21 protein-coding genes, 1 tRNA gene and 1 pseudogene are annotated in these 19650 nt (G+C 67.9%); 11 read left to right on the top strand and 12 right to left on the bottom strand.

The features are described 5' to 3' along the window. A pseudogene (locus tag DIE12_RS26600) lies at nucleotides 1-77 on the top strand (ABC transporter ATP-binding protein); the annotation flags it as partial. A gap of 265 nt (nucleotides 78-342) precedes the next feature. Continuing rightward, nucleotides 343-1014: a DUF2278 family protein gene (locus DIE12_RS26595; RefSeq protein ID WP_124521516.1), complete on the top strand. Its 672-nt coding sequence runs from the start codon at nucleotides 343-345 to the stop codon at nucleotides 1012-1014. 21 nt (nucleotides 1015-1035) lie between these two features. On the opposite strand, the gene DIE12_RS26590 is transcribed toward DIE12_RS26595, so the two are convergent. The 3 genes from DIE12_RS26590 to DIE12_RS26580 form a co-directional block, all read right to left on the bottom strand. Beyond that, the gene (locus DIE12_RS26590) at nucleotides 1036-1491 is read right to left on the bottom strand and encodes a GNAT family acetyltransferase (protein ID WP_124521518.1); all 456 of its coding nucleotides are present in this window, start codon (nucleotides 1489-1491) and stop codon (nucleotides 1036-1038) included. A 13-nt stretch (nucleotides 1492-1504) separates the two neighbouring features. Next, the gene (locus tag DIE12_RS26585; RefSeq protein ID WP_044845607.1) at nucleotides 1505-2689 is read right to left on the bottom strand and encodes an acetylornithine transaminase; all 1185 of its coding nucleotides are present in this window, start codon (nucleotides 2687-2689) and stop codon (nucleotides 1505-1507) included. A gap of 296 nt (nucleotides 2690-2985) precedes the next feature. After that, on the bottom strand, nucleotides 2986-4017 hold the full coding sequence (locus tag DIE12_RS26580) for a CDP-6-deoxy-delta-3,4-glucoseen reductase (protein WP_044845608.1): 1032 nt from the start codon (nucleotides 4015-4017) through the stop codon (nucleotides 2986-2988). Between the two features lie 106 nt (nucleotides 4018-4123). On the opposite strand from DIE12_RS26580, the gene DIE12_RS26575 reads away from it, so the two are divergent. Next, nucleotides 4124-5161 (top strand): NAD-dependent epimerase/dehydratase family protein, encoded by a 1038-nt coding sequence (locus tag DIE12_RS26575; RefSeq protein ID WP_124521609.1) that lies wholly within the window; start codon nucleotides 4124-4126, stop codon nucleotides 5159-5161. Here DIE12_RS26575 and DIE12_RS26570 read toward each other — a convergent pair. Continuing rightward, complete coding sequence (locus tag DIE12_RS26570) at nucleotides 5144-5332, bottom strand: hypothetical protein (protein ID WP_124521520.1); 189 nt, start codon at nucleotides 5330-5332, stop codon at nucleotides 5144-5146. The genes DIE12_RS26575 and DIE12_RS26570 overlap by 18 nt on opposite strands. Before the next feature lie 105 nt (nucleotides 5333-5437). Further along, the gene (locus DIE12_RS26565; RefSeq protein WP_124521522.1) at nucleotides 5438-6154 is read right to left on the bottom strand and encodes a pseudouridine synthase; all 717 of its coding nucleotides are present in this window, start codon (nucleotides 6152-6154) and stop codon (nucleotides 5438-5440) included. Nucleotides 6155-6364: 210 nt separating this feature from the next. Here DIE12_RS26565 and DIE12_RS26560 point away from each other — a divergent pair, with 210 nt between their 5' ends. The 3 genes from DIE12_RS26560 (at nucleotide 6365) to DIE12_RS26550 (ending at nucleotide 8950) form a co-directional block, all read left to right on the top strand. Continuing rightward, entirely contained in the window at nucleotides 6365-6865 is a 501-nt protein-coding gene (locus DIE12_RS26560; RefSeq protein ID WP_044845612.1) for a DinB family protein, read from the top strand. Between the two features lie 192 nt (nucleotides 6866-7057). Beyond that, a complete protein-coding gene (locus DIE12_RS26555) occupies nucleotides 7058-7831 on the top strand; it encodes an SDR family oxidoreductase (RefSeq protein WP_044845613.1) in 774 nt (257 codons plus the stop codon). Between the two features lie 189 nt (nucleotides 7832-8020). Beyond that, a complete protein-coding gene (locus DIE12_RS26550) occupies nucleotides 8021-8950 on the top strand; it encodes a LysR family transcriptional regulator (protein WP_124521524.1) in 930 nt (309 codons plus the stop codon). 125 nt (nucleotides 8951-9075) lie between these two features. Here DIE12_RS26550 and DIE12_RS26545 read toward each other — a convergent pair whose 3' ends face one another. After that, a complete protein-coding gene (locus tag DIE12_RS26545; protein WP_124521526.1) occupies nucleotides 9076-9963 on the bottom strand; it encodes a LysR family transcriptional regulator in 888 nt (295 codons plus the stop codon). A 105-nt stretch (nucleotides 9964-10068) separates the two neighbouring features. Here DIE12_RS26545 and DIE12_RS26540 point away from each other — a divergent pair, with 105 nt between their 5' ends. Continuing rightward, nucleotides 10069-10959, top strand: coding sequence for an alpha/beta fold hydrolase (locus tag DIE12_RS26540; protein ID WP_124521528.1), 891 nt, complete (start codon nucleotides 10069-10071; stop codon nucleotides 10957-10959). 31 nt (nucleotides 10960-10990) lie between these two features. On the opposite strand, the gene DIE12_RS26535 is transcribed toward DIE12_RS26540, so the two are convergent. After that, nucleotides 10991-11890, bottom strand: a complete 900-nt coding sequence (locus tag DIE12_RS26535) for an SDR family oxidoreductase (protein ID WP_124488480.1) — start codon at nucleotides 11888-11890, stop codon at nucleotides 10991-10993. Between the two features lie 43 nt (nucleotides 11891-11933). Further along, the gene (locus tag DIE12_RS26530; protein ID WP_124488479.1) at nucleotides 11934-12671 is read right to left on the bottom strand and encodes an SDR family oxidoreductase; all 738 of its coding nucleotides are present in this window, start codon (nucleotides 12669-12671) and stop codon (nucleotides 11934-11936) included. Between the two features lie 119 nt (nucleotides 12672-12790). Here DIE12_RS26530 and DIE12_RS26525 point away from each other — a divergent pair, with 119 nt between their 5' ends. Further along, entirely contained in the window at nucleotides 12791-13693 is a 903-nt protein-coding gene (locus DIE12_RS26525; RefSeq protein ID WP_124488478.1) for a LysR family transcriptional regulator, read from the top strand. Between the two features lie 28 nt (nucleotides 13694-13721). Here the strand turns inward: DIE12_RS26525 and DIE12_RS38225 are convergent, their stop codons facing one another. The 4 genes from DIE12_RS38225 to DIE12_RS26510 form a co-directional block, all read right to left on the bottom strand. Then, the gene (locus DIE12_RS38225; RefSeq protein ID WP_185500424.1) at nucleotides 13722-13892 is read right to left on the bottom strand and encodes a hypothetical protein; all 171 of its coding nucleotides are present in this window, start codon (nucleotides 13890-13892) and stop codon (nucleotides 13722-13724) included. 152 nt (nucleotides 13893-14044) lie between these two features. After that, nucleotides 14045-14129: transfer RNA gene (locus DIE12_RS26520), tRNA-Leu, on the bottom strand. A 105-nt stretch (nucleotides 14130-14234) separates the two neighbouring features. Further along, a complete protein-coding gene (locus DIE12_RS26515; protein ID WP_124521530.1) occupies nucleotides 14235-15392 on the bottom strand; it encodes an ABC transporter substrate-binding protein in 1158 nt (385 codons plus the stop codon). 64 nt (nucleotides 15393-15456) lie between these two features. Beyond that, the gene (locus DIE12_RS26510) at nucleotides 15457-16398 is read right to left on the bottom strand and encodes a CysB family HTH-type transcriptional regulator (protein ID WP_009689198.1); all 942 of its coding nucleotides are present in this window, start codon (nucleotides 16396-16398) and stop codon (nucleotides 15457-15459) included. Between the two features lie 217 nt (nucleotides 16399-16615). Between DIE12_RS26510 and DIE12_RS26505 the strand changes: the two genes are divergently transcribed. From DIE12_RS26505 to DIE12_RS26495, 3 genes are read left to right on the top strand one after another with little or no spacing between them, the layout of a single operon-like run. Then, nucleotides 16616-18295, top strand: coding sequence for a nitrite/sulfite reductase (locus tag DIE12_RS26505; RefSeq protein ID WP_044845617.1), 1680 nt, complete (start codon nucleotides 16616-16618; stop codon nucleotides 18293-18295). A 25-nt stretch (nucleotides 18296-18320) separates the two neighbouring features. Beyond that, nucleotides 18321-18863 carry a DUF934 domain-containing protein gene (locus DIE12_RS26500; protein WP_044845618.1) on the top strand — a complete coding sequence of 181 codons (543 nt, stop codon included), beginning with the start codon at nucleotides 18321-18323 and terminating at the stop codon, nucleotides 18861-18863. Further along, complete coding sequence (locus DIE12_RS26495) at nucleotides 18860-19603, top strand: phosphoadenylyl-sulfate reductase (RefSeq protein ID WP_044845619.1); 744 nt, start codon at nucleotides 18860-18862, stop codon at nucleotides 19601-19603. Before DIE12_RS26500 ends, DIE12_RS26495 begins: the two co-directional genes overlap by 4 nt. Nucleotides 19604-19650 lie beyond the last annotated feature (47 nt).

The following is a 19650-nucleotide window of genomic DNA, read 5'->3' as shown; positions in this document are numbered from 1 at the left end:
GCACGGTCACGATGGAAGGCGACGCCAAGCAGATGCTCGACGATCCGAAGGTGCGGGCTGCGTATCTGGGTGAGTAAATGAGCGGGCCCGGCGCGGCGGCGGATGCCGGCGTGCCGCGCAAGGGCTTTCGAAAGGCTGTCACGGGATACCGTGACAGCCTTTTTTTCGTGCGGCGCGCCCGGCGGCGAACTGCGCACGCGGATGCGACTCCATGCATTCGACCGTGACGCCGACCATGCGGTGCGGGACACGGTAGCACGAACGCCGTCCGCTACCTGCCGTCCACCAACCGTCACGCAGGCTGCGTAGCATGGTCGGTTCATCGGGACACGGAGAGCACCCATGAGTCTGGATTACGGTTTCGTGAAGGCGAAGGTGACGTCGGTGGCGCAGCTGAAAGGCTCGCCACACGGCAGCGAGATCCAGTATCACATCCACCTGACGCTCGCATTGCCGTCCGGCGACTGGGACGTCGCGATCAACGTCGGCACCAACGACGCGGACGACCTGCTGAACTACAAGCTCGTCTACGATTTCCATCATCCGGTCACGGCGACGCTCGCGGCCGCGGCCGAAGGCTATACCGATCTCACCGGGCAAACCGCGCTGCCGGCGCTCGACTATCTGCGCAGCGACATCCTGAACGAGACGGGCGCATGGCGTGCCAGCGCGGTGATGGACGGCACCGAGAACGCGGAGCCGATCCCGTCGCTGCTGCGACTCGTCAATGCCGCGCAGTCGCAGGGGCTCGACGTCGTCGTGTTCGGCCGCACGTATAGGGAGGGCAACGGCATCCACGACACGCACATGAACCAGGGTTCGACAGGCGCGAACTACCTGCATCGCGCGGGCAACGACCACAACGATCACAACGACGTTTGGCAGGACGGCGCGTTGATCGTGCGCGTGAGCGAGTCGCAGTGGGCCGCGTATTTCGCGGCGTTCGAGCAGCAGGCCGTGCCGACCGACGCGCTCGGCAATCCGCTGCCGGACGCGGGGCCGATCACGCGCTGAACGCGGCGGCTGCCGGCGGCGTCACGCGGCCGGCAGCGTCTTGCCGAACGAGATGCGTTCCTCGACGCGATAGCCGAGCGCCGCATAGAAGCGGCATGCATCGTCGTTGCCGGGCAGCACCTGCAGGTTGATCTTCAGGCAGCCGCGCGCGGCGAGCGCGCGTTCCGCATGCGCGATCAGCGCGCGGCCGATGCCGAGCCGCCGCGCGTCGTTCGACACGCCGAACGAGTAGAGCCAGCCGCGATGTCCGTCGAAACCCGCCATCAGCGTGCCGACGACCCGCGCGCCGCACGTCGCGACGAAGAACAGCTCCGGCTGCGTCGCGAGCTTCAGCTCGATCGAGCGCAGCGGATCGCGGTGCGGCGGCGCGCCGGCTTCGTCGTACTGCGGGAACGCATCGCGCCACACGGCCAGCACGGCATCGGTGTCGGTGCGTTCGAACGGGCGGATCGCGACAGCATCGGCGGCGGCATCCATCGCGGTGGTTTCCTTAGAGCGTGTCGAGGATCGACCGCAGCATCGCCATCATCTGGTCGATTTCCTCGGTCGTGACGTTCAGCGCGGGCATGAAGCGCAGCAGGTTCGGGCGCGCAGCGTTCAGCAGCAGGCCGTCGGGCTGCATGTCGCGGGCCTTCTCGACGATCTGCGGGCCGATGTCCTTGCCGAGCAGCAGCGCGCGCAGCAGGCCTTCGCCGCGTTCGCCCTCGAAGCCGCGTTCCTCCGACAGTTCGAGCAGCCTGCGCTTCAGGTATTCGGCGCGCTCGCGCACGCCTTCGAGGAAGCCGGGCGCGACGAGCTGCGAGATCACCGAATAGCCGACGGCCGTCATCAGCGGGTTGCCGTTGTACGTGCCGCCCTGGTCGCCGGCCTCGAACACCGCGACGTCGGCCTTCGACAGCAGCGCGCCGAGCGGTGCACCGCCGCCGATGCCCTTCGCGAGCGTCATGATGTCCGGCTCGATACCGGACAGCTCGTACGCGAACAGCGTGCCCGCGCGGCCGCACCCGCTTTGCACTTCGTCGACGATCAGCAGCAGGTCGTGCTGCTTCGTCAGCGCGCGCAGCGCCTGCATGAATTCGCGCGTCGCCGGGATCACGCCGCCTTCGCCCTGGATCGGCTCGAGCATCACCGCGACGGTCTTGTCGGTGATCAGCTTCTCGACGGAGTTGATGTCGTTCAGCTCGGCCTTCGGGAAGCCCGGCACCTGCGGTGCGTAGATCGTGTCCCAGCCCGGCTTGCCGCTGGCCGACATCGTCGCGAGCGTGCGGCCGTGGAAGCTGTGGTCGAACGTGATGATCTCGTACGCGCCGTTCTTGAACTTGCGGCCCCACTTGCGCGCGAGCTTGATCGCGCCTTCGTTCGCTTCCGCGCCGCTGTTCGTGAAGAACACCTTGTCGAATACGCTGTGCTGCGTGAGCAGGCCGGCGAGCTTCGCCATCGGTTCGTTGTAGAACGCGGGCGACGGGTTCAGCAGCTTCTCCGCCTGCGTCTTCAGCGCTTCGACGATGCCGTCGTTGCAGTGGCCGAGGCTGTTGACGGCCCAGCCCTGAATGAAGTCCAGATAGCGCTTGCCCGTGTGATCGTAGAGCCACGAACCCTTGCCGTGCGTAAACACGATGTCGGGGCGGTTCGTGATGTACATCAGCGAGTCGATCGGGTAATCGTTCAGGGGCATGGCAGCAGACTCCAGCGGACGTTGAAAGGTAAGCGGGCAATAAAAAAGCCACGGAAGGCCGTGGCTGGTGGGTCGAACAGCTTGTGCGTAACCGGTGAAGCGGAGGAGTAGGTTACGCGCGAGTCCGTGACGAGCCGGCGGCATCCGGGCGGAGCGGCGAGCGGCGACGTCGAAGTGCGGACAGGAAGCGGTTCATGTGCGCAAGCATAAGGCATCCCGCGCCCCACTGTAAACCGCCGCGATGCCACGGATGTGACACGGCGGCGCGCAGCGGGGCGCGCGGGCGCGCCCGGGGCTCAGACCGGATGCGCGAGATCGGCGGCGCTCGTGAACGAGTCCGCGTAGAACTCGTCGGCCGGCAGCGCGTGGTGCTGCGTGAAGTCGCGCTGTGCGGATTCGACCATCACCGGCGCGCCGCATGCGTACACCTGGTGGCCCGACAGATCGGGCAGGTCCTCGATCACCGCGCGATGGACGAAGCCGGTGCGGCCGGTCCACTGGTCGGCGTCGTCCGGCTCGGACAGCACCGGCACGTACTTGAAGTTCGGGATCTCGCGCGCCCATTGCTCGGCGAGCTCGCCGAGGTAGATGTCCTTCTTGCGGCGTGCGCCCCAGTAGAGCGTCATCGGACGCGTGATGCCCCGGTGCTTCACGTGCTCGACGATCGCCTTGATCGGCGCGAAGCCGGTGCCCGATGCGAGCAGCACGATCGGCTTGTCGGAGTCCTCGCGCAGGAAGAACGTGCCGAGCGGGCCTTCGAAGCGCAGGATGTCGCGTTCCTTCATCGCGCCGAACACGTGGTCGGTGAACTTGCCGCCCGGCATGTGGCGGATGTGCAGCTCGATCGGGCCTTCCTCGTGCGGCGCGTTCGCCATCGAGTAGCTGCGGCGCGAGCCGTCCTTCAGGATGAACTCGACGTACTGGCCCGCGAGGTATTGCAGGCGCTCGTTGGCCGGCAGCTGCAGCTTCACGACCATCACGTCGTCGGCGCGGCGCTCGAGCGCGGCGATCCGGCACGGCAGCTTCTTCACCTGCACGCCGTCGACACCGGCGATTTCACGCACGTCGATCTCGAGGTCGCATTGCGCCTTCGAGCAGCACAGCAGCGCGAGGCCGCGCGTGCGCTCGTCGTTGGACAGTGCCGACGCGGCGTGCGGGCCCTGTTCGATCTGGCCCGACACGATCTGGCCCTTGCAGGAGCCGCACGCGCCGTTCTTGCACCCGTACGGCAGATGGACGTTCTGGCGCAGCGCCGCCGCCAGCACGGTTTCGTCCGACTCGACCTGGAACTGCCGGCCGCTTTGCTTGAGAGTAACGTTGAATGCCATAGAACCAAATAGAACAAAATGTGGGGACCGTGCATATCGCGCACGGCAGCTACAATGCAAACCCGTTGCGCGCCGCGCAACGGTGGCTACTGATTTCGCAACCAACATGATCGCGACTCGAATCCTGCGCCGGCCGCGCGTCCTGATCGTCGGCTGCGGCGACGTCGGCCTGCGCTGCGTCGCGCAATGGCGCGATGCGCGCCGCAACCTGCGCATCGTCGCGCTGACGAGCCATCCGGGCCGCCGCGACGAACTGCGCGCGGCAGGCGCGACGCCGCTCGTCGGCGACCTCGATCGCCGGGCGACGCTCGGACGTATCGCGGGCCTCGCCCGCACGATCCTGCATCTCGCGCCGCCGCAATCCGACGGCCGCGACGATCGCCGCACCCGTGCGCTGATCGCCGCATTGTCCGTGCCTGCGCGGCGGCCGTCCGCACCGGCGGTGTCGTCGGTCGGCCGGCTCCGCACGCTGCGCGCCGCGACCCGACAGGCCGGCGTGCCGGTGCGGGAAGCGCGTATTGTACCCGACGCCCTTCGCGCGCCGACGCTCGTCTACGCCAGCACGACGGGCGTCTACGGCGACTGCGGCGGCGCGCGAATCGACGAAACGCAGCCGCTGCGCCCCGCGAATCCGCGCGCGTTCCGGCGCGTCTCGGCCGAGCGTCAGCTGCGGGCGGCGACGGTGCGCGGCGTGCTGTCCGCGCGCATCGTGCGCATTCCCGGCATCTACGCGGCGAACCGGCTGCCGCTCGCGCGGCTCGAGCGCGGCACGCCGGCACTCGACGCGGCCGACGACGTCTACACGAACCACATCCACGCCGACGATCTCGCGGCGATCCTGCGTCGTGCGGCCGTGCGGGGCAAGCCGGCGCGCGCCGTGCACGCGTCGGACGACAGCGAACTGCGGATGGGAGAGTATTTCGACCGGGTCGCGCAGGTGTTCGGCCTGCCGCCGCCGCCGCGGATCAGCCGCGCGGACGCCGAGCAGCAACTCGAGCCGGCGCTCCTGTCGTTCATGCGCGAGTCGCGGCGCCTGTCCAATGCGCGGCTCAAGGCCGAATTGTGCGTGACGTTGCGCTATCCGACCGTAGACGAATTCCTTCAAACGCTCGCGCCGCGCGGCGCGTCAGGTCAGCGCCGGTAACGCCTCGATCAGCAGGAAGCACAACAGCGCGCCGATCAGCGCGCCGATCAGGTTCGGATGGTATTTGTGCTTCATGTGCATCGCGGCCAGCAGCGCGCCGATCACGATGGCGCCCACGACCGCGAACGCGATCGTCACGTACGACAGTTCGAAAGAATGGTTGAAGTTCATGATGTCTCCCCTGCATTGCTGCTCGTACAGCTTGTGATTTCAGTATAGCGGGGGATCGGGCGGCCGCGACGCGGCCCGACATCGAACGATCGTGCGGATTTTCCCTTACAGGGTTTTGACGGGATTGCGCAGGGCTGAAAGGTCGTCTTCCCCGAGCCAGCGCCACGCGCCCGGCGCCAGGTCGTCCGGCAGCGTGAACCCGCCGATGCTTTCGCGGTGCAGCGCCTCGACGCGATTGCTCGCGGCCGCGACCATGCGTTTCACCTGATGATATTTGCCTTCGAGGACGGTCAGCGCGAGCGCGTGCGTGTCGCGCGCGTCGGCGGCGACCGCCGCGATCGGCTTCGGCTCGCCGTGGAGCTGCACGCCGGCGCGCAGCGCGTCCAGCTGCGTGTCGTCGAGCGGGTGGCGCACGGTGGCGACGTAGGTTTTCGGCACCTTGCGCTTCGGCGACGTGTACGCGTGCACGAACTGACCGTCGTCGGACAGCAGCAGCAGGCCCGTCGTGTCCTGGTCGAGGCGGCCGACGCATTGCACGCCGCGTGCGACGAGCGGCGCGGGCAGCAGGCTGAACACGCTCGCGTGGTGTTGCGGCTCGCGCGAACACTCGTAGCCGGCCGGCTTGTTGAGCGCGAGATACGCGCGGGCGTGGAACGGCCACGCGGTGTCGTCGACCGTGAACACGAGGCCGTCGGTGTCGAACGACGCGTCGGGGTCGGTCGCGCTCGCGCCCGCGACGGTGACGCGGCCCGTTTCGATCAGGCCGCGGCACTGGCGGCGCGAGCCGAAGCCCTGCGTGTAGAGAATGCTTTCGAGATCCATAGCGCGCGCATTCTATCAAGCCACGCGCCGGCACCGGCACGAACCCGCCCGCGCTGGTAAGCTGCCGGAGCGCCGCGCCGCACGTTTGTTCTTCACGGAAAGTGGACGTCGCATGCAAGGGGCGTACGGCTTCAGCGTGAAGTCGCGCCACGACGGCGGCACGCCCGTACCCGGGCTATCGCCGTCTCCATCCGACACGGAGTTCGCCGCATGAATCCGACGACGCTCGATGCACTCGCCGATTTCCCCCGTCAGCTCGAAGCCCATTTCGCCGCCGTGCCGGACGGCTACGCGCGCTGGACCCCCGACGACTGGAGCGGGATCCCGAGCGAGCATTTCTCGCCGCTCGGGCAGCTCTGCCACGTGCGCGACATCGAAATCGACGGCTACCACGTGCGGCTGCGGCGGATGCTCGACGAAGATCACCCGCTGCTCGTGTCGGTCGACGGCGATGCGCTCGCGCTCGAGCGCCGCTACGACGCCGCGTACGCGTCCGACGTGCTCGCGGCGATTCGCGACGCGCGGCGCGAGACGCTCGACCTCGTGTCGCGCCTCACGCCCGGGCAGTTTGCGCGCACCGGCGAGTTCGAAGGCTACGGCGCGCTGACCGTGCGCGGTCTCGTCCATTACCTGTGCAGCCACGACCAGCAGCATCTGGCCGGCATGCAGTGGCTGCTTGGCAAGATCGACGCGGCGCTGTACGCGCGCTGAACCGTACGGCCCGGCGGCCGTGCATCGTGTCGCGTCGAGCGGATTTCGTCGCGTTCGTCGGTGGGGCAGCCCACCGTTCCGGATGCCTGATTGGATCGTTTTTCTGGATAATTCATCCAGCCGTGCCCGGCTGACCGGCACGTCGCGCGTGCCTACACTCCTAGCTTCATTCAACGCAAACAGGAGTCAACCGTGGCTACTCATACGCTCGCAGACAAGGTCGTCCTGATCGCAGGCGGCGCCAAGAATCTCGGCGGGCTGATCGCCCGGGACCTGGCCGGCCACGGCGCGAAGGCGGTGGCGATTCACTACAACAGCGCGGCATCGCAGGCGCAGGCCGAAGAGACGGCCGCTGCCGTGCGCGCGGCCGGCGCGGAAGCCGCGACGTTCCAGGCCGACCTGACGACGGCCGCCGCGGTCGAGAAGCTGTTCGGCGATGCGAAGCAGCGCTTCGGCAAGATCGACATCGCGATCAATACCGTCGGCAAGGTGCTGAAGAAGCCGTTCACCGAAATCACCGAGGCCGAGTACGACGAGATGTTCGCGGTGAACAGCAAGTCGGCGTTCTTCTTCATCAAGGAAGCGGGGCGGCACCTCGAGGATCACGGCAAGCTCGTCACGCTCGTGACGTCGCTGCTCGGCGCGTTCACGCCGTTCTATGCAGCCTACGAAGGATCGAAGGCGCCGGTCGAGCACTTCACGCGCGCGGCGTCGAAGGAGTACGGCGCGCGCGGCATCTCGGTGACGGCGGTCGGGCCCGGCCCGATGGATACGCCGTTCTTCTACCCGGCCGAAGGTGCCGACGCGGTCGCGTATCACAAGACGGCCGCCGCGCTGTCGCCGTTCAGCAAGACGGGCCTCACCGACATCGAGGACGTCGTGCCGTTCATCCGTCATCTCGTGACCGACGGCTGGTGGATCACCGGGCAGACGATTCTGATCAACGGCGGCTATACGACCAAGTAACCGACGCGGTAACGGGCCGTGCCGGCGGTCGTCGTGTGCGCGGCGACCCGCAATGGACCGTTTGCATGGACAATGGACGGGCGCGCGGACACAACGCCGCGCGCCCGTTTCATCTGTGCCGCCGGAATCGGCCGCGACGCGCGGCGCCTGCCGGCCGCGGTCGTCCGAACCCACGTTCTCTGCCTGCCGATGGACAAGCTGGATCAGGTCAGAATCTTCCTTCAGGTTGCCGAGATGGGCAGCTTCATCAAGGCCGCCCACGCGCTCGACGTGCCGCGCGCGACCGTGTCGGCCGCCGTCCAGCAGCTCGAGACCGCGCTCGGCACGCGCCTGTTGCACCGTACGACGCGGCAGGTCCAGCTGACTGCCGACGGCGCGCTGCTGCTGGAGCGTGGCCGGCGCCTGCTCGCGGAAGCCGACGAGCTCGACCGGCTGTTCCGGCGTCGCGATCGCGACGTGATCGGGCGGCTGAACGTCGATGCGCCGAGCCGGATCGCGCGCCGCGTGATCGCCCCCGCGCTGCCGTCGCTGTTTCGCCGCTACCCGAAGCTGCAACTGTCGCTCGGCTCGACCGACCGCTCGATCGATCTCGTGCAGGAGGGTGTCGACTGCGCGATCCGGGTCGGGCGGCTCGCGGACAGCAGCCTCGTCGTGCGGCCGCTCGGGCAGTTCGCGCTGATCAACTGCGCGAGCCCCGACTACCTGCGCGAATGCGGCGTGCCCGAGCATCCCGATGCGCTTGCGCACGGGCACTGGGCGATCGGCTATGCGTCGCCGACGACCGGCCGCGAGCTCGGCTGGGAATACTGCGCGGACGGCGGGCGGCATACGCTGACGCTGCCGAGCCGCGTGATCGTCAACAACGCTGAAACCTATATCGCGAGCTGCATCGCAGGCATGGGGCTGATCCAGATTCCGCGCTTCGACGTCGTGCATCTGCTCGACAGCGGAGCGCTGGTCGAGGTGATGCCCGGCCATCGGGCCGCGCCGATGGACGTGTCGGCCGTATATCCGCATCGGCGGCACCGGTCGAGACGGCTCAACGCGTTCATCGAATGGTTCGGGGAGTTGATGGCGGATGCATTGAACGACACGGGCGCGGCCGGCAGCGGCGACTGAAAGCGGCGTCGTGGCCGCAACTGCGGGCCGCCCGCCATTCGCCGGCCGGTGACGCCGATCGATCGGCGTCGGTGCGACGCGGCATGCGCGGTACGTCCGGCACGTGCGGCCATCGCGTCGCGCACTCAGGCGGCGAACTGCCGCGTGCGCCCGGTCGCCCGCACCGCGTCGATCAGCGCGGCGCAGGCGCCGTCGGGCTTCGACGCGAACGCGTAAAAGCACGCGGCCGGCAACGCCGGCAGGCCGTCATTCGCCCCACATGCGCGCAGGCCGTCGCGCAGCTGGCTGCGCGCGAGCGCCGTGACCGCGAAGCCGGCCAGCGCGGCCGATATGCAGCCGGCCATGCTGGCGCTTTCGAACAGCACGCGAAACGGCCGCAGCGCGGCGGCGAGCGAGGACACCGCGGCTTCCCGGTACACGCACGGCTCCGGGAACAGCGCGAGCGGCACATCGCCTTCGGTGTCGATTGCCATATCCGACGCGAACGCCCATACCAGTGGTTCTTCCCACAGCAGTTCGCCCGGCGCGTCGACCTGCCTGCATTGCTTGCCGAACACGACGTCGAGCCGGCCCAGCGTCTGCTCGCGCAGCAGCGCCGCGGTGATCCCGACCTTCAGTTCGATCGATGTGCGCGGATGACTGTCGCGAAACGTGCGCAGCACCTGCGGCAACCATGCGCCCGCGAAATCCTCCGACGCGCCGACCCGCAGCCGGCCATGCGCCGGCGCGCCGCGCAGCCTCGCGCGCACTTCGCGCTCCATGTCGACGATGTTGCGCGCGTACGCGTACAGCGTGTCGCCGGCCGGCGTGAGCGCGATGCGGCGCGTCGTGCGCGCGAGCAGCACCGTGCCGGCCGCCTGCTCGAGCCGCTTGATGTGGCCGCTGACCGCGGACGGCGTCAGCGCGAGGCGCTCCGCGGCCGGCGCGAAGCCGCGGCTGTCGACGACTTCGAGGAAGGTACGCAACAGCGCGATGTCGAGCGCGGTCGACGCGGGATCGGTCAGCGGTTCCATCGGTTGATTCACCACGATACTTGAAGAATGAGTCATGATACGCCGCGAATCGTGATGAGAGACGGGCCTACTATCGGGCATTCAGGCTGACCAACCGGAGTGCACATGACCGCTTACCGCTATGCGACAACCGCGTCGCTCGAACTCGCCTATCTCGAATGGAACCCGCGCGGCGAACGCGTGGCCGTGCTGCTGCACGGCTGGCCGGACAGCCCGGTCGGCTGGGAGGCCGTGGCTCGAACGCTGGCCGCACGCGGCTACCGCGTGCTCGCGCCCGCGCTGCGCGGTTTCGCGCCGACCCGCTTTCGCGATCCCGCGACGCCGCGCAGCGGCCGGCTCGCAGCGCTTGGCCGCGACTTGCTCGAATTCATCGACGCGCTCGGCATCGAGCGGCCCGTGCTGGTCGGGCACGACTGGGGTGCGCGCGCGGTTGCGAACGCGTGCGGGTTGCGCGACGGCGCGGCCTCGCATCTGGTGATGCTGTCGGTGGGATACGGCACGAACGACCCGGCCCAGCCGTTGTCGCTGCCGCAGGCGCGCAACTACTGGTACCACTGGTTCCTGGCGACGCCGCGCGGCGAGCAGGCGCTGCGCGACGATCGCCGGGCGTTCGCGCGCCTGATGTGGGATACGTGGTCGCCGGCCGGTTGGTACGACGAACGCGACTTCGACGCGGCCGCGACTGCCTTCGACGGCCCGGACTGGATCGACGTGGTGCTGCACTCGTACCGTTATCGCTGGGGATTCGTCGACGGCGGGGCCGCATACGCGGAAGACGACGCGCAACTGATACCCGCACCGGTGCTGTCGGTGCCGACGCTCGTGCTGCACGGCGGCGCGGACGCCTGCACTGCACCGGAGACCTCTGCAGGGCGCGAGCGGTTCTTCACCGGCCGCTACGAGCGCGTCGTGCTGGACGGCGTCGGGCATTTTCCGCAGCGCGAGGCGCCGGCGGTCGTTGCCGACGCGATTCTGCGGTTCTGCGAGCGCGGTTGACGGGCCGGCCGGCGCGGCGCGCAAACGGCGCTCAACCGCCGACCCGGGGCGCGAGCAGATCGGCGAGCCCGATATTCCTGAACATTTCGCGGCGGATTCGATCGCCGATGCGGAACACTTCCTCCGCGCCGTCCTGCGACGGATCGACGAATACGCGGTAGGGGCGCTTGCCGGGCTGCGCCGCGACGAGCTCGACAATCGCCGTCGCGACGGCGCCGGCGTCGGCGTCCGCCGGTTCAAGCGCGGCGAGGCCGCTCAACGCCTGATCGGCGACGCCCGCGTACGGCCCGCTGTCGTAGGCAGCCTGCACGGCGGTATCGGCCGGCTTGCCCGCATGGAGGAAGTGATTCGTGCCGCGGGTGAACGCGCCCGGCACGACGATCGATGTTTCGATACCCCAGCGGGCGAGTTCGGCGGCGTAGGACACCGCGAGCGAGTCCATCGCGGCTTTCGCGGCGAAGTAAGGGGCAAGGAACGGCGGGGTGCCGCCGCGCGCCGACGACGACGAAACCCACACGAGCAGACCGCGGCCCTGACGGCGCAGGTGCGGCAGCGCCGCGCGGTTGACGCGCTGGGTCGACACGACGTTGACGTCGTAGAGCTGCGTGAGCTGCTCGGGCGTGAATGCTTCGGCCGGCCCGAACGCCATGTGGCCGGCGTTGTGAATGACGACGTCCAGACGATCGTTGTCGGCGATCACGCGGTCGATTGCTGCGCCGACCGATGCGTCGTCGCCGACGTCGAGTTCGAGGCTGCGCAGGTCGACGCCGTGTTCCTGCGCATAGGCAGCGATGGCGGCGACGCGCGGCGCATTGCGCCCGGCGCTCTCGCGCATCGATGCATAGACCGTGTGACCGGCGCGGGCGAGCGCCTGGGCCGTCAGCAAGCCGAAGCCGCTGGACGCGCCGGTGACGAGGACAACTTGCTTCATGAGCGATCTCCTGGAGGAAAGCGAGGCGGCTGCGAGCGGTCCGTCAGCACATCCCGCCGTTGGCGCGGAGGATCTGGCCGTTGATCCACGCGCCGTCCGGGCTGGCGAGGAAGGCGACGACGCGCGCGATGTCGTCGGGCTGGCCCAGCCGCTCGAGCGGGTTCAGCTTCGCGAGCCGATCGACCAGCTCGGGGCTCTTGCCCTGCAGGAACAGTTCGGTGGCGACCGGCCCCGGCGCGACGGCGTTCACGCGGACACCGCGCCCGCGCATTTCCTGCGCGAGTACCTGCGTGAGGCTTTCGACCGCCGCCTTGCTTGCCACGTACACGCCGTAAGTCGGCATGCGCATGCCGATCACGCTGGTCGACAGGTTGATGATGCGTCCGCCGTCGCGCACGCGCCTTGCCGCTTCGCGGCATACGTTGAACGCGCCTTTCACGTTGATGGCGATTGTTTCGTCGAAGAGCGCATCGTCGCAGTCGGCGATCGCCGCCAGCTTCATCACGCCCGCGGAATTGACCACCACATCCAGGCCGCCGAATGCCTCGTGGGCGGCGTCGAACAGCGCGGCCACGGCCGCCGGGTCGGCGACGTTCGCCTGCACGGCGACGGCATGGCCGCCGTCGGCGAGGATCGCATCGACGACTTCGCGGGCCGGCCCGGCGCCGCCGGCATAGTTGACGACGACCCGGAAGCCGTCCCGGGCGAGCTGGCGGGCGATTTCCGCACCGATGCCGCGCGACGAACCTGTGACGAGGGCGACCTGTTCCGATGTGCTCATTTCCTGCTCCTGATGAGGGTTGAATGCCGTTCCATCCGGCGACAGGACTAATGTAGGCTTCTTCGATCAATAAAAATAATGAATAATGGTCAGTCAATGAATGACTGGAAGTATGTCTTATGGGGTTCGACAGCAGGCTGCTCAGCGGTATCGGCGTGCTCTCCGCGGTGATCGAGGCCGGCACCTTCGCGCGGGCAGGCGAGGCGATGGGACTGACCCAACCGGCAGTGAGCCGCGCCGTCGCCCGACTGGAACAACGCGTCGGCATCCGCATCTTCAACCGGACGGCGCGTGCGATCACGTTGACCGACGAAGGGCGACGCTTTTACGAGGCGGTCGCGCCGCTGCTGGCCGGCATCGAGGAGGCGGCGCTCGACGCCGGCCAGTCGAAGGCGCGCGTGAGGGGGCGGCTGCGCGTGAACGTGGACGGCACGTTCGGCCACTACGTGCTCGCGCCGCGGATGGCGGAATTCCTCGACCGCTTTCCCGACCTGTCGGTCGAGATCAGCGCGCGGGATCGGATGGGCGACCTCGTCGCCGACGGATTCGATGTGGCAGTGCGCTTCGGCATCCCGGAGCCGTCGTCATATCGTGCGCGACTGCTGCTCGAGACGCGCGTGCTGACCTGCGCGTCGGCCGCGTACGTCGCGCGTCATGGCGAACCGCGACACCCGCGGGATCTCGCGGCCGGTCACCGGTGCGTGCTGATTCGCGATCCGGTGACGGGGCGACCGTACGAATGGGAATTTCATCGCGGCAAGGAAGTCGTGCCGGTCGACGTCGCCGGCAGACTGATGGTGAATGACACCGGCGGGTTGCTCGGCGCGTGCGTTGGCGGCGTCGGCATTGCGCAACTGCTGGAACTCTATGCCCGCGACGTCGTGGCCGAAGGGCGGTTGGTCCAGCTGCTGCCGGAATGGGCGGACGAGACGTTCCCGCTTTATGCGTATCACCATGCGTCGAACCTCGTTGCCGCGAAAGTGCGGGTGTTTCTGGAGTTCGTCCGCGAGTTGATGGCCTGAGTGCGTCGGGCGGCGGGGCGCCATCGGTTCACTCGGTGCGGTGCGGGATGCTGTCCGGGAACGGGTAGGGCGCGTGCGGCCCTGGCCAGTCGGGCACGGGCGGCTCGCGCAGCAGGTCGCATCCGCCCAGCATGATCGACAACAGCGCGGCAAGCACGCAGCGGCGGATCGGGCTCGAAAAGAAGACGCGCGTGGACATGAGCGGCCTCCGTGCTTGCGTGTCCTGATGCTTGGACCGCCGGGCAAGGGCGTGCGTTGCGGCGTGCGTGGCGCGCGCAACAAACAAAAAACCCGCGAAGCGGCGAGCTTGCGCGGGTTTCGACAGTGCAGCGCATTGACGCTGCGAAAGACTGGTGCCCAGGGCCGGAATCGAACCGGCACGCCTTGCGGCGGGGGATTTTGAGTCCCCTGCGTCTACCAATTTCACCACCTGGGCTTTGATCCTGGCCGCGCGTGCGATTCGTACGGATTGTGCGCGGCGAAACGCGAATTATGGCGGAAAACGGGGCACCGGGCAAGCTGTCCGGCGACCGCCCGTGCGTTACTGGCTCAGATAGACGAATCGGCCCTGCTTCACGATCCCCATCACGCTCGCGCGCTGATCGAGCCCCACGTGATCCTTGTCGCTGGTGTTGACGACGCCGTTCGGCACGACGAGTTCGTGCGCGCGTTCGAGTTCGCGCCGCAGCGCCGCGCGGAAGCCCGGCGTGCCGGGCTGCGCGGCCTTGAGCGCGCGGCCGACCGCGTCGGCGAGGCGCGGGTACACGCCCGCCGCGTCGCCCGCGAACTGGGTGACCGTGCCGGCGCCGTATTTCGCTTCATACGCATCGACGAACGCGAGCGCGGCCTTGCGTGCCGGATGGTCGGCAGGCAGCGTGCGCGCGACGACCACCGGCTGGGTCGGGAACAGCGTCCCGTCGACGTCCTTGCCGCCGAGCTTGATGAATTCCGGCGTGGCGATCCCGTGCGTCTGGTAGATCGCGCCCTTGTAGCCGCGCTCGATCAGCGTGCGTTGCGGCAGCACGGCCGGCGTGCCCGAGCCGGCGATCAGGATCGCGTCGGGCTTCGCGGCGATCAGCTTCAGTGCCTGGCCGGTGACGCTCGCGTCGGTGCGGTTGAAGCGTTCCGTCGCGATCACGCGGATCTTGCGGACTTCCGCGAAGCGCGTGAATTCGTTCAGCCAGCTGTCGCCATAGCTGTCCGCGAAGCCGATGAAGCCGACCGTCTTCACACCGTGGTTGGCCATGTAGCGCGTCATCACGTCGGCCATCGCGCTGTCGCTCTGCGCCATCTTGAATGCCCAGGTCCGCGCGCCTTCCTGCGGCTCGACGATCGCGCCGGAGCCGACCAGCGTGATCATCGGCGTCTGGGCGGCGGCTACCGCGTCGAGCGCCGCGAGCGCGGCCGGCGTGATGTTCGGCCCGACCACGACGTCGACGCGATCCTCGTCGACCAGCTTGCGGATGTTGCGCACGGCCGCGCCCGGGTCGGACGCGTCGTCGAGCACCGTCACCTGCACCGGCTGCCCGGCGATCGTCTTCGGCCACATCAGGATTGCGTTCTTGCTGGTGATGCCGATCGCGGCGGCCGGGCCGGTCGACGACAGGTCGACGCCGACCTTCAGGTCGGCATGCGCGGCCGCGCAGGCGAGCATGAGGGCGGCGCCGGCGGCGCGGCGCAACAGGGCGGGAAGCGTCATGCGGAAATCTCCGTCGGGCAATAAAAAGGGGCGCGATTTGCGCCCCTGTCGTTATACCTGTCTGTCAAAGCTCGTACGATTCGGATTCGCCCTTGAGCGCCTGCTCGATCAGCTTGCGGTTCAGCGTCGGCGACAGCAGCTCGACGAGCGTATACACATAGCTGCGCAAATAGGCGCCCTGCTTGAGCGCGACACGCGTCACGTTGCTGCCGAACAGGTGGCCGACCGGAATCAGCCGCAGGTTGCGGTCGCGCTCCGGGTTGAATGCGATGTCGGCCATGATCCCGACGCCCAGGCCGAGTTCGACGTAGGTCTTGATCACGTCGGCGTCGATCGCCTCCAGCACGATGTCCGGCGACAGCCCGCGCAGCGCGAACGCATGATTGATCTTCTTGCGGCCGGCGAACGCGTCGTCGTACGTGATCAGCGGGTACTGCGCGAGATCGTCCAGCGTGACCGGCTTGCGTTCGAGTAGCGGATGGTCGGCCGGCACCACGGCCGCGTGATGCCACTGGAAGCAGGGCAGCGACACGAGTTCCTTGTAGTCGGCGATCGCCTCGGTCGCGATCGCGAGATCGGCCTGGTCGTGGATCACCATCTCGGCGACCTGCGTCGGGCTGCCCTGCAGGATCGACAGGTGCACCTTCGGGAAGCGCTTCTTGAACTCGGCGATCGCGGCCGGCAGCGAGTAGCGGGCCTGCGTGTGGGTGGCGGCGATCGTCAGGTTGCCCTGATCCTGCGCCGCGTAATCTTTTCCGACCCTTTTAAGGCTTTCAACTTCCTGCAGGATCCGCTCGACCGATGCGAGGATGATCCTGCCCGGCTCGGTGAGCGAGCGCACGCGCTTGCCGTGCCGCGTGAAGATCTCCACGCCGAGCTCGTCCTCGAGCTCGATGATCGCCTTCGACACCCCCGGTTGCGACGTGTAGAGCGCCTTGGCGGCCTCGGTGAGGTTGAAATTCTGCCGGACGGCCTCGCGCACGAAGCGAAATTGGTGCAGGTTCATTTATAACCCTTCCGCATATCAACAGAATTTTTTAGTCGTTTGAAATATAAGGCGAGTTTATTACGATTCACCGGAGTTTTTCAAATATGGATATCTGTTTTCGTCATTAGCAATCCAGCCGGGCCGCGCAAGGCCGGCGATGGCGGCGGAACGGAGATTCGGGCGCGACGTGGCTAGGACGTCGCGCGGTCACCACGAAAACCCCTGGGGTCCCCGAATGTATCAGTACGACCAATACGACCAGACGATCGTCGACGAGCGTGTCGCGCAGTACCGCGATCAGGTGCGCCGCCGGCTGTCGGGCGAGTTGAGCGAAGAAGAATTCCGTCCGCTGCGCCTGCAGAACGGCCTGTACATGCAGCGCCACGCATACATGCACCGCATCGCGATTCCGTACGGCAACCTGCGCAGCGACCAACTGCGGATGCTGGCGCGCATCGCCCGCGAACACGACCGCGGCTACGGCCACTTCTCGACCCGCTCGAACATCCAGTTCAACTGGATCCAGCTCGAGGAAACGCCGGAGATCCTCGCGAAGCTCGCGTCGGTGCAGATGCACGGCATCCAGACCTCGGGCAACTGCATCCGCAACATCACGGCGGACCAGTTCGCGGGCGTCGCCCAGGACGAGGAAATCGATCCGCGTCCGTGGTCGGAAATCCTGCGCCAGTGGTCGACGTTCCATCCCGAATTCGCGTGGCTGCCGCGCAAGTTCAAGATCGCGGTGTCGGGCTCGACGCACGACCGCGCGGCCGTGCAGATCCACGATCTCGGCGTGTACCTGAAGAAGAACGCGCAGGGCGAGGTGGTCGCGAGCATCCTCGCGGGCGGCGGCCTCGGCCGTACGCCGATCATCGGCGCGGTGATCAAGGAAGACCTGCCGTGGCAGCACCTGCTCACCTATTGCGAAGCCGTGCTGCGCGTATACAACCGCTACGGCCGCCGCGACAACCTGTACAAGGCGCGTATCAAGATCCTCGTGAAGGCGCTGTCGCCCGCGAAGTTCGCGCAGCAGGTCGAGGAAGAGTGGCAGCACCTGAAGGACGGCCCGTCGACGCTCACGCAGGCGGAAGTCGACCGCGTGTCGCAGTACTTCCAGCCGCCCGTCTACGAGAAGCTGGCCGACACCGACGCGTCGTTCGAACAGCACCTGCTCGAGAACAAGGCGTTCGCGCGCTGGGTCGAGCGCAACGTCGCGCCGCACAAGGTGCCGGGCTATGCCGCGGTCACGCTGTCGCTGAAGGACCACCGCGTCGCCCCGGGCGACGCGACCGACGCGCAGATGGACCTGGTGGCCGACTGGGCAGACGCGTACTCGCTTGGCGAACTGCGCGTGTCGCACGAGCAGAACCTGATCCTCGCGAACGTGAAGAAGCGCGACCTGTTCACGGTGTGGGAAAAGGCGAAGGCGGCCAGCTTCGCGACGCCGAACGTCGGCCTGCTGACCGACATCATCGCGTGCCCGGGCGGCGATTTCTGCTCGCTCGCGAACGCGAAGTCGATCCCGATCGCGCTGGCGATCCAGCAGCGTTTCGAAGATCTGGACTACGTGTACGATCTCGGCGACCTGTCGCTGAACATTTCCGGTTGCATGAACTCGTGCGGTCATCATCACGTGGGCAACATCGGCATCCTCGGCGTCGACAAGGACGGTGCCGAGTGGTACCAGGTGTCGCTCGGCGGCGAGCAGGGCACGGGCCGCAACGGCGCGCGCCTCGGCCGCGTGATCGGGCCGTCGTTCTCCGCGGAGGAAGTGCCGGGCGTGATCGCGAAGCTGATCGACACGTTCGTCGAGGCACGCATCGACGGCGAGCGCTTCATCGACACGTACGACCGCATCGGCATCGCTCCGTTCAAGGAGCGCGTGTATGCGGCGCGCCAGGCAGTCAACGCGTAACCAACCGGGTAGAAGGAATTTGCAGATGGCTTCGATTATCAAGAACCGCGCAGTGATCGACGACGCATGGCAGGTCGTGCGCGCGGCGGAAGACGGTGCGCTGCCCGCGGTCGACGCATTGCCGGCCGGCAAGGTGCTGGTGCCGTTCACCCTGTGGCAGGCCGAGCGCGCGGCGCTCGTCGCCGCGAAGACGAAGGACGAACTCGGCGTGTGGCTCGCGCCGGACAGCGAGCCGGCCGATCTCGTGGCCGACTTCGGTGCGATCTCGCTGATCGCCGTCGATTTCCCGCGCTTCGCGGATGGCCGCGGCTACAGCATCGCGCGCCTGCTGCGCGAGCGCCACGGCTGGACCGGCGAGCTGCGCGCGATCGGCGACGTGCTGCGCGACCAGCTGCTGTACATGTCGCGTTGCGGCTTCGACGCGTTCGCGGTGCGTGCCGACAAGGACATCCACGATGCGCTGAACGCGTTCGGCGAATTCACGCAGCGTTACCAGGGCGCATTCGACGAGCCGGCGCCGCTGTTCCGCCGCCGCGCGGCCGCGGCCGACGCGAAGGTGAGCGCATGAGCGCCGCGACCGCACTGACGCCCGAACTGGCCGCGAAGGTCGAGCGCCTCGACGCGCTGCTCGCGCAGATCGGCGCGCGCCACGAGAAGGTGAAGTTCGCGAGCAGCCTCGCCGCGGAAGACATGCTGCTCACGCACGCGATCCTGTCGAAGGGCGTGTCGATCGGCATCTTCTCGCTGAACACCGGCCGCCTGCATGCGGAAACGCTGGGCATGATCGACCGCGTGCGCGAGCGCTACGGCTACGAGATCGAGCAGTTTCATCCGCAGCAGGACGCGGTCGACCAGTACGTCGCCGAGCACGGCCTGAACGCGTTCTACGAAAGCGTCGAGCTGCGCAAGTCGTGCTGCCACATCCGCAAGGTCGAGCCGCTGAACCGCGCGCTGGCCGACGTCGGCGCGTGGGTCACGGGCCAGCGTCGCGAGCAGTCGGTCACGCGTGCGGAGCTGCACGAGGAAGAACAGGACGAAGCGCGCGGGATCGCGAAGTACAACCCGCTCGCAGACTGGACGGAAGCCGACGTGTGGGCGTACCTGAAGGCGTTCGACGTGCCGGTCAACCCGCTGCACGCGCGCGGCTATCCGAGCATCGGCTGCGAGCCGTGTACGCGCGCGATCCGCCCGGGCGAGGACAGCCGGGCGGGCCGCTGGTGGTGGGAGTCGCGCGACACGAAGGAATGCGGGCTGCACATCACGATCACGCCGATTCCCGCGAACGCCGAAGCCGGCGCCGCGCACTGAAAGCCGACAAGAAACCGAATATTGCGCCGCCCGCGACAGCGGGCGGC

Origin of the sequence: Burkholderia sp. Bp9015, assembly GCF_003853505.1 — a bacterium.
Lineage (GTDB): Bacteria > Pseudomonadota > Gammaproteobacteria > Burkholderiales > Burkholderiaceae > Burkholderia.
This window is presented reverse-complemented; position numbering and strand designations above follow the sequence as displayed.